General features: G+C 45.9%; 13 protein-coding genes. 1 reads left to right on the top strand and 12 read right to left on the bottom strand.

What is annotated here, in order from left to right:
* Positions 1 to 119 precede the first annotated feature (119 nt).
* From yqeB to PGY05_RS10545, 10 genes are all read right to left on the bottom strand, one after another.
* Entirely contained in the window at positions 120 to 908 is a 789-nt protein-coding gene (yqeB, locus tag PGY05_RS10590) for a selenium-dependent molybdenum cofactor biosynthesis protein YqeB (RefSeq protein WP_330672996.1), read from the bottom strand.
* Positions 909 to 2,240 (bottom strand): uracil-xanthine permease family protein, encoded by a 1,332-nt coding sequence (locus tag PGY05_RS10585; RefSeq protein ID WP_055155574.1) that lies wholly within the window; start codon positions 2,238 to 2,240, stop codon positions 909 to 911.
* A gap of 136 nt (positions 2,241 to 2,376) precedes the next feature.
* Positions 2,377 to 3,801 (bottom strand): selenium cofactor biosynthesis protein YqeC, encoded by a 1,425-nt coding sequence (yqeC, locus tag PGY05_RS10580; protein ID WP_270475862.1) that lies wholly within the window; start codon positions 3,799 to 3,801, stop codon positions 2,377 to 2,379.
* Positions 3,791 to 6,073, bottom strand: a complete 2,283-nt coding sequence (locus tag PGY05_RS10575) for a xanthine dehydrogenase family protein molybdopterin-binding subunit (RefSeq protein WP_008375173.1) — start codon at positions 6,071 to 6,073, stop codon at positions 3,791 to 3,793. Before PGY05_RS10575 ends, yqeC begins: the two co-directional genes overlap by 11 nt.
* Entirely contained in the window at positions 6,070 to 6,537 is a 468-nt protein-coding gene (locus PGY05_RS10570) for a (2Fe-2S)-binding protein (protein ID WP_008375171.1), read from the bottom strand. The genes PGY05_RS10575 and PGY05_RS10570 overlap by 4 nt, the downstream gene beginning before the upstream one ends.
* The gene (locus PGY05_RS10565; RefSeq protein ID WP_117834124.1) at positions 6,527 to 7,324 is read right to left on the bottom strand and encodes an FAD binding domain-containing protein; all 798 of its coding nucleotides are present in this window, start codon (positions 7,322 to 7,324) and stop codon (positions 6,527 to 6,529) included. The genes PGY05_RS10570 and PGY05_RS10565 overlap by 11 nt, the downstream gene beginning before the upstream one ends.
* A 14-nt stretch (positions 7,325 to 7,338) precedes the next feature.
* On the bottom strand, positions 7,339 to 8,340 hold the full coding sequence (gene ruvB, locus PGY05_RS10560) for a Holliday junction branch migration DNA helicase RuvB (protein WP_270475861.1): 1,002 nt from the start codon (positions 8,338 to 8,340) through the stop codon (positions 7,339 to 7,341).
* Between the two features lie 10 nt (positions 8,341 to 8,350).
* A complete protein-coding gene (gene ruvA, locus PGY05_RS10555) occupies positions 8,351 to 8,962 on the bottom strand; it encodes a Holliday junction branch migration protein RuvA (RefSeq protein WP_195601462.1) in 612 nt (203 codons plus the stop codon).
* Positions 8,963 to 8,976: 14 nt separating this feature from the next.
* Positions 8,977 to 9,480, bottom strand: a complete 504-nt coding sequence (locus tag PGY05_RS10550) for a Gx transporter family protein (protein ID WP_055155576.1) — start codon at positions 9,478 to 9,480, stop codon at positions 8,977 to 8,979.
* A 3-nt stretch (positions 9,481 to 9,483) separates the two neighbouring features.
* Complete coding sequence (locus tag PGY05_RS10545) at positions 9,484 to 9,888, bottom strand: NusG domain II-containing protein (RefSeq protein WP_022221064.1); 405 nt, start codon at positions 9,886 to 9,888, stop codon at positions 9,484 to 9,486.
* 411 nt (positions 9,889 to 10,299) lie between these two features.
* Between PGY05_RS10545 and PGY05_RS10540 the strand changes: the two genes are divergently transcribed.
* On the top strand, positions 10,300 to 11,286 hold the full coding sequence (locus PGY05_RS10540; RefSeq protein WP_270475860.1) for an FAD:protein FMN transferase: 987 nt from the start codon (positions 10,300 to 10,302) through the stop codon (positions 11,284 to 11,286).
* A 96-nt stretch (positions 11,287 to 11,382) separates the two neighbouring features.
* Here the strand turns inward: PGY05_RS10540 and PGY05_RS10535 are convergent, their stop codons facing one another.
* Both PGY05_RS10535 and PGY05_RS10530 read right to left on the bottom strand, forming a co-directional pair.
* Positions 11,383 to 13,467: a sensor histidine kinase gene (locus PGY05_RS10535; protein WP_270475859.1), complete on the bottom strand. Its 2,085-nt coding sequence runs from the start codon at positions 13,465 to 13,467 to the stop codon at positions 11,383 to 11,385.
* Positions 13,439 to 14,146, bottom strand: coding sequence for a response regulator transcription factor (locus PGY05_RS10530; RefSeq protein ID WP_008375161.1), 708 nt, complete (start codon positions 14,144 to 14,146; stop codon positions 13,439 to 13,441). Before PGY05_RS10530 ends, PGY05_RS10535 begins: the two co-directional genes overlap by 29 nt.
* Positions 14,147 to 14,186 lie beyond the last annotated feature (40 nt).

Genomic DNA, 14,186 nt, shown 5'->3' with positions numbered 1-14,186 from the left:
CTCACTTTATATGGATTATGGCATAAAAATACCTGCCGTCACTGCGGCAGGTATTCTGCCCAAACCTTTTTATATTTTACCATAAAAAGGATGGATAAATAAGTTGTCCAGACAACTTTTTATTTTGTTTTATAGACAAAATCGATTGCTTCCGCAACTCCGTTTCCGATCTTTCGTGCTTTATCCGAAATCGTATAACAAAGTTTTTCCTCTATCCTTGCATCCACATCTCCGATCTTCAATCCTTTTTTGACCGGTACACCTTCCTGGAGCATCCCACGGACAATCCCGTGGAGCCTCGCATAGACAGGTTCATCTCCGCACCTTGCAACAATCTGCCCTTTTTCCACCACATCACCAATTCTCGCGACCGGATGCATGATTCCGTCTGCGGATGCCTTTAAAAGGCGTTCCACCGTATAGCCGCCAATATTTCCCGGAATTCCGGTGTTGGGGATTGCACTTCCCTCGCGGATCACCTCGCCCAGATGCTCACCTCTTTGCGTTTCAATCACAAAATGGCAGTCTCCGGCTGCCGTAAAGCCCGGTCCGATACCGATAACAAGAGGAGCGTCACTGATCCGGGTCCCAAGATTCTTTTTTGCCATGATCCCGTCAACCAGTACATCCGGCAGATATTCTTTCCGCACTTCTGCTTTTTCATCCACCATGACAGCAATTTTCCGCGTTGCCATAATTGTTTCTGCTTCTTCAAAATTTTCGGCAAGAACTGCTTCCATTCCTTCTACCACTGCATGTTCTTCGTACACCGCTCTTGAAAATGCCACCTCACGTCTGACGGTGAGTGGGATGGCAACATCCGTCATCAGGATCTGATGTCCTCTTTCCCACAGCTCTGCCGCAATTCCCGTGGCAAGATCCCCGGCTCCTCTTATCAGGATCTTCATTTACTCTTCTTTCTCCTTTGGTAAAACCAGATTCAGGAACACTGCAACCAGAGTAGACAGTGCAACCGGTGATTTACCGAAAATGGTTGTTACCCATGCAGGGAGCTGCGCAAGTGCTGCATTTGCCTGTGTCACACCCATTCCAAGTGCAATGGCAAGCCCTACGATGGATGTATTTCTATAATTCATCTTTGAATTATTGATCAGTTTGATACCCGTCATGGAAATCATTGCAAATACAGAGATTGTTGCGCCTCCAAGCACACATGACGGAATAGTTAGAAGAATGTATGCGATCTTTGGCATGATTCCTGCAACCAGCATGATCATCGCTGCAATTCCAAATACTCTCTTTGCTACTACTTTCGTAGAACTTACGATTCCGACATTCTGACTGTAGGTTGCTGTCGGGAGTCCGCTGAAAAATGCGCAGACAATATTGCTGACTCCATAACCAATGATACCACCGCTTAATTCCTCATCCGTCGGCATACGGTCCATTCCGCCGGTCGTCGTTGCTGAAAAATCTCCGATTGCCTGAATAGAGCTGATTGCAAACAATACCGCAATCGCAACACATGAGGATGGCTCGAATTTAATTCCGAAATGCATCGGCTGTGGGAACTGTACCCATTTTGCCGTTAATACGGAAGAAAAATCCACCATTCCAAAGCCAAGCGCAACTACATATCCAACTATGATTCCGATCAGAACGGAAGAAAGCTTTAAAAAGCCCTTTCCAAAATGATTCAGTCCTGTTACGACTGCCAGTGTGATGATCGCAACAAGCCAGTTCTGCCATGAACCATAATCCGCACTTCCTGCTCCACCTGCCATATAATTGACTGCGGTCGGATACAGCGAAAGTCCGATTGCAAATACAACCGTTCCCGTAACCAGCGGCGGGAAAAGATGACGGATCTGCTTGATAAATATTCCTACAATAATCGCAACAATACCGCCCACGATCTGTGCACCAAGTATTGTTCCAACATCTGCATCCTGTGCAATTGACTGCATGATCGGCACATACGCAAAGCTGATTCCCATAATAACCGGAAGCCCGGCTCCTATCTGATAAGACTTAAATTTGATAAACGGAAAAAGCTGGATGAATGTCGAAATCGCTGACATTGCAAGAGATGCCTGAATCAGGACAACCGTGTCTGATTCTGAAAGTCCGGACACACCGGCAAGAATGATCGCCGGTGCAACACAGCCAATGATCATCGCCACTACATGCTGGAATGCCAGCGGAAGTGCCTGACCAAAGGATGGTTTTCCGTTAAGGTTAAATAGTTCCTGTGAAGTATTACTATTCTTCGTACTCACTTTTTTGCCTCCTTCTCTACCCACTTACAACTTTCGTTGTCAAAGCTATCGTATCTATGATAGCACGAATGGTTTTCAATGACAATTCGGCAATGTTCCATTTTTCAACACACAATTGCTTTATTTTTCCAAAATATTAACGAAACGATGTAATCCGTACTTTTTCACCAGAATCCCGTTCTACTCTTAAGGCGATTCTCTCTGCCATTTTCAGACGTTTTTCGTCATCTGCTTTGTTTAGTACAATATAGAAATCCATTTCCGGCAGGACATTCTTTTTCCCGCCTTTTGCCGAAACAGCCAGCCCTGCCAGATCCTCCTCCGTCAGAACCTCTTCCACTGTTTTTCCAAGTACCTGTGCCACAAGCTCAGGCCGGAAACAGCAGTCTTTTATCCTTTGTCCGATGGCATCGAGTCCATATACAGAAAGGACTATCTGGATCTGCTTTGGAATAACCGGTTCTTTCTCCCCCGGCACTTTCGCCGGAAGCATCCGTGCACCATCCGCTTCCACAAGAACCGGCGCAGGAAGCTCCCAGATCTTTTCCATTACCGGTACAGAAAGGCTTTTGATCCTGCCTTTTCCTGCATCCAGACCGGCGATCACCATGCCTTCTCTTTTATGCACTTCCAGAATTTTTTCGATAGAATCCTCCATTACAAAATAAGGGGCAGTCTCTTTTTTCATATGGGTTGTAGTCACCAGAACCGGGAGGGCACCCTTCTCTTGGTATTCAGCAAGCAGCTGTTTCAAAAGAGAAGTCTTACCTCCCGCACCCACGGCAGCAATTCTCGGTACCATCTGCTCCGCAAGTCCAAGTGCCATAAGCAGAGACTCTTTCCTTTGAAGCTTTCCATTTTCGATGACATATACATGGAAAGTTTTCTCTGTGCCTCCTTCTGTTATCCGCATTTTTTCTATTTCCGGCATATAATCAATATCTTCCAGCTCTTTTTCCAGGCTCACCTCGTAAAATACTGCTTTTTCCCGGTATCTGCGGAACACCTTTCTTCCTCCGGCATCTCCTTCCAGTTCCAGAAGTTCTTTCCCGTACTTTGCCGGAAACCAGACCGGATTGCCTTCCTGTCCATTCCAGGTCACACATCCCGGTACAACTTTTGCCTCCCGCTCCATCTTTTCTAGGAATCCTTCCACGCTTTCTTCTGTAAAATAAGGCTGATCCGCCACAAAAAATGCATAGGCATCAGCATCTCCTGCCGCACGGATCCCTGCTTTTACCGAATAGGCTGCTCCTTTATAGCTGTCTTTTGAAATCACTGTTTCTACCGGGAAACGTTCACCTTGCTGCTCGTTTTCCTGAAGTGCTTTTACCTGATGCTCAATCTCCGGATACTGTGTTACCACAATCATTTCCCATTCCGGATGCCTTTGACAGACTTTTACCAGACGGTCGAATAAATAGCGGAACATCGGCTTTTCATCCAACAGATAAAGCAATTTGTTCTCTGCTTCTGATTGTGGCGGTTCTGTATTTTGCATCCTTTGGCTGTTAAAACGGCGGCTGTTTCCAGCCGCCAGATAAATCAGTTTAATTTTCATTTTCCATAATTCCCATTGCAATCTGTTCACTTGTAATCGGAAGTTCACGGAACCACAGACCTGTTGCATTTGCGATTGCATGCGTCAATGCCGGAGCCGGTGTATTGATGACGATTTCGCCAATCGATTTTGCACCAAACGGTCCGGTCGGCTCATAGCTGCTCTCAAATTCCACATGCAGATTTCCCATATCCATTCGGGTCGGAATCTTGTACTGCATAAATGAATTGTTCAGAAGCTGTCCTTTTTCCGTGTACTGAATATTCTCATAAAGAGTCATGCCGATTCCTTGCACGATTCCGCCTTCCGCCTGTACCCTCGCAAGATTCGGGTTAATAACAGTTCCGCAGTCAACCACTGCATAGTAATCCAGGATCTCGACATGTCCTGTCTCCGGATCCAATTCGATTTCAACAGCGCCTGCCATATAAGGCGGCGGAGATACCGGCGAACTGTGGCTTTCTGTTACCTGAAGCGCAATATCACTTCCGCACATTGCCCCTGCTCCGATTGCCGCAAGTGTCACCTCTTCTCCGGTCTTATCGCTTCTTGCAATGTGTCCATCGAAATCAACCTCATCCACTTCACATTTCAGCATCTTCGCTGCCTGTCTGACGATCCGCTTTTTCAGTTCCTCACCGGCTCTTGTCACCGCCATACCGGTCACATAAGTCGTACTTGATGCATAAGAGCCTGAATCATACGGCGAAGTATCGGTATCTGCTCCGGATACTGCAATATCATCCAGATCACAGTCCAGACATTCTGCTGCCATCTGTGCAAGAATCGTATCACACCCGGTTCCCATGTCCGCTGCCGCGATTGACATATTGTAGACACCATCCTCGCCCAGTTTGATCGTCGCAGATCCGACATCTACATTGGAAATGCAGGATCCCTGCATGGCAAGTGCTACTCCGACGCTGCGGATTTTGCCATCCGGCATAACTTTTCTTGGATACTTTTCATCCCATCCGGACATTTCTTTTACTCTCGCAAGGCATTTATCAAGTGCACAGCTATTCGCTGTCTCCCCATAATATGCCGGCATGAACTGTCCTTCTTTGACCATATTCTTCATACGGATCTCCATCGGATCCATGCCAAGTTTTTCTGCCAGTTCGTTAACAGATGTCTCAACCGCAAAGATTCCCTGCGTCGCTCCATATCCACGATAAGCTCCTGCTGCCATCCGGTTGGTATAGACCACATCGTAACGGAACCGGTATGCATCTAATGAACCATAAAGCGGAATCGCCTTATGTCCGGAAAGTCCGACCGTTGTCGGTCCATGTTCCCCGTATGCTCCTGTGTTAGAAAGTGTATACAGATCAATTGCCCGGATATTTCCCTCTTTATCTGCTCCCATGCGAACCGTCACCGCCATATCATGACGCGGTGAGGATGCAATCTGGGATTCCTCTCTTGTAAATACAATTTTCGATGGCTTTCCGGTTTTCCAGGTTACAAACGCCGGATAAACCTCACTTACCGCCGTCTGTTTTGCCCCAAATCCACCACCGATCCTTGGTTTAAACGCACGGATCTTGGATTTTGGTATGCCAAGTGCATTGGAAACAATACGGCGCACATGGTAAACGATCTGCGTAGAACTCATCACATTCAGTCTTCCATACATATCCATAAAGCAGACCGTCTGAAATGGTTCCATCATTGCCTGCTGTGCCGCTTTGACATGATATGTATGTTCTACAACAACATCGCATTCTGCAAGAACTTTCTCTACATCCCCATGTCCATCTTCTGCCTGTGCACAAAGATTCCGCTTGTTATCTGCTCCTACCGGGCACAATGCCTTCCAGCTGTCCTCCGGATGCACCAGAATTGGACCATCCAGCGCTTCCTCAGGATCTAATACTGCCGGAAGAACCTCGTATTTGACCTTGATCATCTTCATTGCACGTTCTACGCAGGCTTCATTTTCTCCGGCAATGATCGCTACCGGATCTCCTACAAAGCGAACATGCTGGTCCAGGATCAACCGGTCATACGGACTAGGCTCCGGCCAGGTCTGTCCTGCAATTGTAAAACGCTGCTGCGGTACATCCTTCCAGGTATAGATTGCTTCAATTCCCGGCACACGCATTGCCACATCTGTCTTGATCTCCTGGATCATCGCATTGGCATGCGGACTTCTTAGAAGCTTAACGATCAGGCAATCCTTTGGTGCCAGATCATTTGTATATACCGGCTTTCCAGTCACCAGTGCTTTCGCATCTTTTTTTACAAATGGTACTCCTACTGCTTTCATCTGGCTCCTCCTTTTCTTTTGTACTCCAGAAAATCATGGATTCCTCTGAGCTGTCCCTCGTAGCCTGAACAGCGGCAGAGATTCCCCGCAAGGTATTCCCGGATCTCGTCATCACTTGGATCCGGATTCTCGCGGAAAAGTGCGATTGCATTCATGATCATACCCGGATTACAGAATCCGCACTGCTCCGCCCCCTGTCCTGCGATAAAAGAGCCAAATTCTTCTGCTTCCTCCTGCAGTCCTTCCAGCGTATCTACCTTGTGCCCGTCTGCTCTTGCAGCAAGCACGGAACAGGAAAGTACCGGCTTCTCATCTAAAAATACGGTACAAAGTCCACAGTTGGAAGTCTCACAGCCGCGCTTTACGCTGTAACATCCATGATTTCTCACGAAATCGATCAGAAGCAGATCAGCTGCGATCTCTTCTGTAATCTTTTTTCCATTCAGTGTCAGACTAATCTGCATTCTTTTCACCTCCGTTTGTGATTCTCTCTAATGCTCTGCGGATCAGAACCTCTGCAAGATGGGTACGATACGCTGCACTTCCACGCATATTGCTTCCCATCGGCACCTGGGCTGCAAGCTCTTTTGCAAATTTTTTCAGATCTGTGCACGCATCCAGCTGTTCTGCCGGAACGTGAATACAGACTGCTTTCATCGGTCTTGCCCCAACTGCCACCTTTAGTTCATCTCCATAACGGTCAGCAGCAACCGCCAGTACCGGAAAATCCGTCTTGGTATTACGGTGTGACTGATAGCTTCCCTTTCCCGGTGTTTTCTTTACGATCACACGGACAAGGATATCATTATCCCTCTCCATCTTTGCAAACTCTTCCAGAGAAATGATCCCACCTTTATAAAGTTCTACTTCTGTATCCAGTGCAAGGAAACAGGTCAGTACATCCGAAAATCCAAACCGTCCGAAAATACTTCCGCCGATCGTCGCAAGATTCCGGAACTGTACACCGACAATACTTCTCACACTTTCTCTGATCATGTTGCAGCTCAATTCATTTAATCCTTCGTGTAACTCCAGATCACGAAGGGATACCATACATCCAATCTTCCATGCATCCTCCGTCTCTTCAATCTGATCCAGTCCGAGTCCGGACAGATCGATCGCAGTCTGGATCTGCGCAGTACTCATTTTCAGCCAGAGCATTCCACCGACGATCCGGTTCGTCTTTTTCTGGTTCAGTTCATACGCCTGCTCCAGACTCTCTGCTTTCACATATTGTTTTATCTTCAGCATCGTCTCTTTCCTTTCTATTCTTTGTTCTTGTCAAATCCAAGATGGGTATACGCAAGATCTGTGACCACCCTTCCTCTTGGTGTTCTCTGTAAAAAGCCATTCTTCAGAAGATATGGCTCATAGACATCTTCTACGGTTCCGGCATCTTCCCCGATCGCTGCCGCAAGGGTATCCAGTCCTACCGGACCTCCCTGAAATTTTTCAATCATGGTCGTCAAAAGATTACGGTCTACATGATCAAGTCCAAGCCGGTCCACATCCAGAAGATCCAGTGCCTGCCTTGCCACCTCTTCGGTGATCACCCCCTCGTATTTGACCTGGGCAAAATCCCGGACTCTTTTCAAAAGCCGGTTGGCAAGCCTTGGCGTTCCTCTGGAACGTCTTGCCATCTCAAGGGCTCCCTTTTCATCGATCTCCACATCCAGCACGCCTGCTGAACGGACAATGATGGTCTGCAGTTCTTTTTCCGTATAAAATTCCAGACGGTTCACAACCCCGAAACGATCCCGGAGCGGAGCTGTCAGCATTCCGGCACGGGTGGTTGCCCCTACCAGTGTAAAATGCGGCAGATCCAGACGGATCGACCTTGCCGAAGCCCCTTTTCCGATCATAATATCGATTGCAAAATCTTCCATCGCCGGATAAAGTACTTCCTCCACCTGCCGGTTCAGCCGGTGGATCTCATCTACAAATAGCACATCTCCTTCCTGGAGATTATTAAGGATTGCCGCCATTTCCCCAGGTTTCTCGATCGCAGGACCTGACGTGATCTTGATATTTACGCCCATTTCATTCGCAATGATCCCGGCGAGGGTTGTCTTTCCAAGTCCCGGCGGGCCGTAAAACAGCACATGATCCAGTGCCTCTCCCCTGCTTTTTGCCGCTTCTATATAAATCTTAAGAGTCTCTTTTGCCTTCGCCTGTCCAATATAATCTTCCAGAAGCTGAGGTCTTAAATGGCTCTCAATTTTTACATCCTCTTCCAGATTCTCTGTGGTAATAATTCTTCTTCCCATCCTAATCCTCTTATATCAAATATTTGAGTGCACCCTTCAGCAGATCTTCCACCGTCGTGCTCTCATCCATTTCCACTTTTCGTACTGCCTGCAGTGCCTCAGTACTTCCATAGCCAAGCGCCGTAAGTGCCTGTACCGCATCTGCCTGAAGTCCTTGTGCATTTACCGTATCTTCAGCGGCTCCATTTGCCGCTTCCACCTGGTGATCCAGTACGTCCTCAATCTTCAGCTTATCCTTCAGTTCCACGATCAGCTTCTCCGCCGTCTTCTTGCCAATTCCCGGTGCTGCTGAAATTGCCTTGATGTCCTTCGACATCACGGCAAATCGAAGTTCGTCTGGTGTAAGCTGCGCCAGAATCCCAAGACCTCCTTTCGGTCCGATCCCACTGACACCGATCAGAAGCTTGAACACAGAAAGCGCATCACGGTTTAAAAATCCATACAGCTGCATGACATCTTCTTTGACATTCAGATAGGTGTGGATCTTCACTTTACTCCCAACCGGCGGAAGCTGTCCCATCGCCTGTCCGGACATAAAAATCCCGTAGCCCACGCCGCCTACATCTACGATCACTTTATCTTCTTCGAGAGCTACAAGCTCCCCTCTTATATATGAAATCATCTCTTCCTCCCATGCTATGACAATACGATGCTGCCAAGTCTTTTGAGCATTTCATTTGCCACAACTCCGATAATAAATCCGGTGATCACTCCTGCGATCAGAAGCACCGGCACATAATAGGCGACGCTGAATGTCTCCACGACCAGCATCGCTACGATCAGCTGACCGACATTATGAAAGACACCACCTGCCATGCTGACTCCAAAAACACTGAATGATCCCCGCTTTTTCAAAATCACCATCACTGCAAGGCTTAAAAGTCCGCCTGCCAGACTGTATAAAATACTAAACAGACTGGCAAAAATAAATCCGGACAGCACGATACGCGTCACCGAAAGCAACAGGGCATCCTTTCCACCCATCTTGTACAGTGCCACCACAACGATCAGATTCGCCAGTCCAAGCTTAACCCCCGGAATCCCGATCTGAAACGGGATCAGAGTCTCTACATAACTAAATATCAGCGCAAGGGCAGTAAATACACCAAACCACGCTATTCTGACTGTATTTTTCTTCATATCTTAATTCGTCACCGCATCCAGTTCGGCTTCTTCTCCATCGACAATTTTCAGAACGATCTTATTCGGAAGGCAGATAATACTCTCTCCGTTCCTTGAAATTGCTTTCTGGTGTACACAGATCTGATCCGGACAGTTGGCCGCTGCCATTTTCACTTTTCCGTTCTCGATCTGCACGGTGTTCGTTCCTCCGTTGATCTTAAATGCACGCTCTTTCTGCAGATCCAGTGTCTCTACCACTTTCCCGTCAATCTGTATTTCTACAACGCCTGCGCTTTTCTGGCTCGTGAATAGATGTCCTGAAAAAAAAATGCCTGCCGCAGCAAATACAAGGAGGACAAGAATCAGATCATTCTTTTTGAAACCGGATGCTTTCTCCTCATGGCTCTTATTTTCTTTATGGCTCATAGGGTTCTCCTTTTTCTTTGTTTATTCTAACACATCATTTTATCTAATGCAATCAAGTGTTCGATTGATTTTTTTCATAGGGGAACGTATAATGGGGTAATTGACGAATGGGACGGTTTGTGGAAGAAGAGAATGGGGACGCCGTGAGGGGAGCGAAAGTCCTGCACGCCTCAAGTTGTGCAAACCATTCCGATGAACCACTTAGGGCGAAAATCGTGTTCAGCAATGGCTTCCACGATTTTTGTGTTTCATCTCCATTGCACAAAATAGAGGCGTGCAGGACTTTCGCTTCCCTCACGGCTGTGCATTAGCTGATTGCACAGACCTGAGATTCGTAAATTTTCATTATGTCGTTTTTAGGAAGTTTATGAAAAAAACAATACTGTAGGTTATGGTTTGAGGAGGTTTGCGATGAAAATAAAAAGTTTGGGAATTGGTATTTGTTTGAGTTTGTTTGGGACTTTTTGTCTGGGTGGATGTTCTGGGAGTTCGCCGCAGCCGGTGTCGCGGACGGTGACGGTGTTTGATACGGTGGTGACGATTACGGTTTATGATAAGGATTCAGAGGATGTTCTGGATGCTTGTGTGGCGAAATGCGAAGATTATAATGCGCGGTTTAGCCGGACTTCGGAAGGAAGCGAGATTTATAAGCTGAACCATGCAAACGGGGAGCCTGTGACACTTTCGGGTGATACGGTGGATTTGATTCAGAAAGGCGTGGAATACAGCCGTCTGGCAGATGGAAAGTTTGATATTACGATCGCTCCACTTAGTGACTTGTGGGATTTTAAGAATAATACGGGGACCGTTCCGGATGATGCGGCGATTCAGGAAGCGAAAAGTCATATCGGATATGAGAATGTGAGGGTTGATGGAAATACGGTTCAGCTTCTGGATCCGGAGGCAGCTATTGATCTTGGCGGAATTGCAAAGGGATATATTGCGGATCAGCTGAAAGCATATCTGAAAGAGCAGAATGTATCCCATGCGCTGATCAATCTGGGCGGAAATGTGCTGGCTCTTGGCGGCAAACCGGATGGCTCGGATTATAATATCGGGATTCAGAAGCCGTTTGCACAGAATGGAGAAGCGATCACCAGTGTAAAAATCAAGGATCAATCTGTGGTTTCTTCCGGGATTTATGAGCGGTATTTTAAGGTGGGCGACAAGATTTATCACCATATCTTAGATCCGAAAACCGGGTATCCTTATGAAAATAATCTGCTTGGGGTGAGTATTGTCTGTGACTCTTCTACGGAAGCGGACGCACTTAGTACAACCTGCTTTGCGATGGGGTTAGATGATGGATTGAAATATATCGAAGGAATCAAGGGGGCAGAGGCACTCTTTATCACGGATGATTATGAGATTCATTACTCCAGCGGATTTCCAAAGTAAAAAAGTTGAATGATGTAGGTTGTGAGACAAATCAGAAAAATAAATGGTACCAGATTCAGTTGTAAAAAAAATTGAATCCGGTACCATTTATTTTTCTTATGCTTCCTGCTTCACTGTCTCTTCTCCCGGCAAAGCCCAGCGGATTTCGGCTTTGAAGAGGTCTGCTTCGGTTTCGATATGGAAGCTTCCACCCTGGAGACCTACGAAGCTTTTTACGATTGCAAGGCCAAGACCGGAGCCTTCGGTATTGCGGGACTCATCTCCGCGGACGAAGCGTTCTGTAATTTCTTCCGGATTGAAGGTGAGCTCAGTTGCAGAAATATTTTTCAGGCGGATAAATACATCTTTCTCCGTCTTTTCGATTTCCACATAAACTCTTGTTCCCGGAAGCGCATATTTTACAATGTTATTCAGAAGATTCTCAAAGATCCGGTAGGTCTTCTGACTGTCCAGACGAAGAATCACTTTTTCTTCCGGGAAAGTGGTCCTGAACTCCAGACCTTTTTCTTCGAACTTATCTTCCAGCTCAAATTTTACCTGTTTAAACAGATTGACGATATCCACGTTCATCAAATTCAGGTTTACATTCTGGCTGCTTGCTTTGCTGATCTCAAAAAGGTCTTCGATCAGGACTTTCAGACGCATAGATTTGCGTTCCAGAATATCAATATAATCCTTTCGCTTTTTCTCATCTTTCTCGTCTTTCAACAGATTCACATAGGTTATGATCGCAGTCAGCGGTGTTTTCAGATCATGTGATACGTTTGTGATCAGTTCTGTTTTCATACGCTGGCTTTTTACTTCTTCCTTTACCGCTTTCTTAAATCTGGTCTGGATCTTCTGGATTTCATTACGGAACGGACTGAACACACCAAGATCACCTTCAATCTCTACATCCAGATTTCCGTCTGCAATTTTATTGGTTGCCTCCAAAAGCAATGCATATTTTTTCCGGAGATCATTAAAATATTTTTGCAGGATCAGGAACAGGATTACAGAATATACGATCAGTCCTGCAATTCCGTAATACCAGAATGAACAGATCACCAGCAGTATTGCGAAATTGAACAGCACGATTTTCAAAATAATCTTATTGTTCTTTTCCTTGAAATTGAACTGATCCAGAGAATGATAAAATGCTTCAATCTTATTCTTGCACCAGCGGATACCGCCTCGGATTCCGTTTCCGAATCTTCTCCAGATCCAGATCAGCAGAACTCTTTTTTTCACATATTCCTTTACTCCAAGAAGCCGGATCTGGCGTACACAGCCGGATACCCAGTACATGACTGCAAAGAAAACAAACCAGACCAGAAAATCGATTGGCCACACATTTCCTTTCGCGTGCATAATCAGTTCTCCAAGATAGCTGAAAATCAGGCTAATTCCAGTAATACCAGTCGCTATCGCAATTTCAAATGGTACATGGAAAATTTTTTCATCTCCTGTATGCAGATCTTTCTTCATCGGAATCAGCCATGCCAGAAGTGCGACCAACAATATAAGGGTCAAGATTGTATAAACCGCCGCGTTTCCCACCATTGAAGTAATCGGATATACCCGCATAACATAAGCATTCAGCTTTGCTTCCGTCATCATGAAATAATAGGTCCTGTCTTTTGGTGAAATATTTTCAATCTCACTTTCATCTTCATATTCAAATATTTTTTCCGGCAGATTTGAGGTCAGGATCTTCAGAACAGCTTCCTGTTTGGTTACTTCCGTTCCCATCACCTGATCAATCTTGATTTCACCGTTTTTGTCAAACGAGATCTTAATCCCAAGAGCATAATCTGCAAGCTCGGTATCTTTCACTTTTTCCCAGGAATCTCTATTCGACCGGTATCCATCGATTACCTCTCCGTTTGCATCCTGCACCTGGTAATTCATATATGCAATCTGCCGGTTAAATTTCTCATCAAATTCCGGATAATAATCATCCAGAAACTTTACGTTATATTCGTTTCCGGATTCTTTGGAATACAATACATAGCAGTCCCGAATAAATGTCTTCATAAAGGACTCACTCGTCCGGTAATTCTGTGTCAGACTGTCCTGCTCCTTTTTTGCATTCTTATAAAAAGTATTATAGTTTCCTAACACGATCACCGTCGCAAGTAAGATTACACCTAAAATCAGGACAATCCCTAGTTTATGCCTGTTTTTCGATTTTGTATCCAACGCCCCACACCACCTTTAAATATTTTGGTTCTTTCGGGCAGCTCTCAATTTTTTCACGGATATTCCGGATATGGACCATGATCGTATCGGTATTGATCGCTTTTTCATTCCATACACGCTCGTAAATTTCCTCTGCCGAAAAAACTCTTCCAGGACTCTTCATAAGGAGAAGCAGGATTTTGTACTCAATCGGTGTCAGGCGCACCGGCTCTCCGTCAACCGATACCTCCACCGTAGCTTCATTCAGCTCCAGACCGCCGATCACATGGATATTCTGATTTTCTTCACGATCTCTTAGCTTCTCTGCAAACATCCGGTATCTTCTGAGCTGTGAATTCACCCTTGCAAGAAGCTCCATCGGTGTAAATGGCTTCGTCACATAATCATCTGCCCCGATATTCAGTCCCATGATCTTATCCACTTCCTCTGATTTTGCCGACAGCATGATCACCGGAAAATCATATTTTTCCCGAAGCTTCATCGTCATACGGATTCCATCCATCCGCGGCATCATAATATCGACGATTGCAAGATGGATTTCCTCTTTCTCGATCACTTCCAGACCTTCAATCCCATCTGCCGCCTGAAATACTTCGTATCCCTGACTTTTCAGGTATATTTCCACACCTTCTCTGATTTCCTTGTCGTCTTCAACGACCAGTACATGATTCATTTCCATAACTGCTTTTCTCCTCTTTTTCTCATCCTTGACTATAGTC

Origin of the sequence: Coprococcus sp. AF51-11b1 (assembly GCF_027682785.1) — a bacterium.
In the GTDB taxonomy this organism is placed as follows: Bacteria; Bacillota; Clostridia; order Lachnospirales; family Lachnospiraceae; genus Allocoprococcus; species Allocoprococcus comes.
Note: the sequence above shows the minus strand (reverse complement) of the source record. Positions and strands in the feature narration are given on the sequence as shown.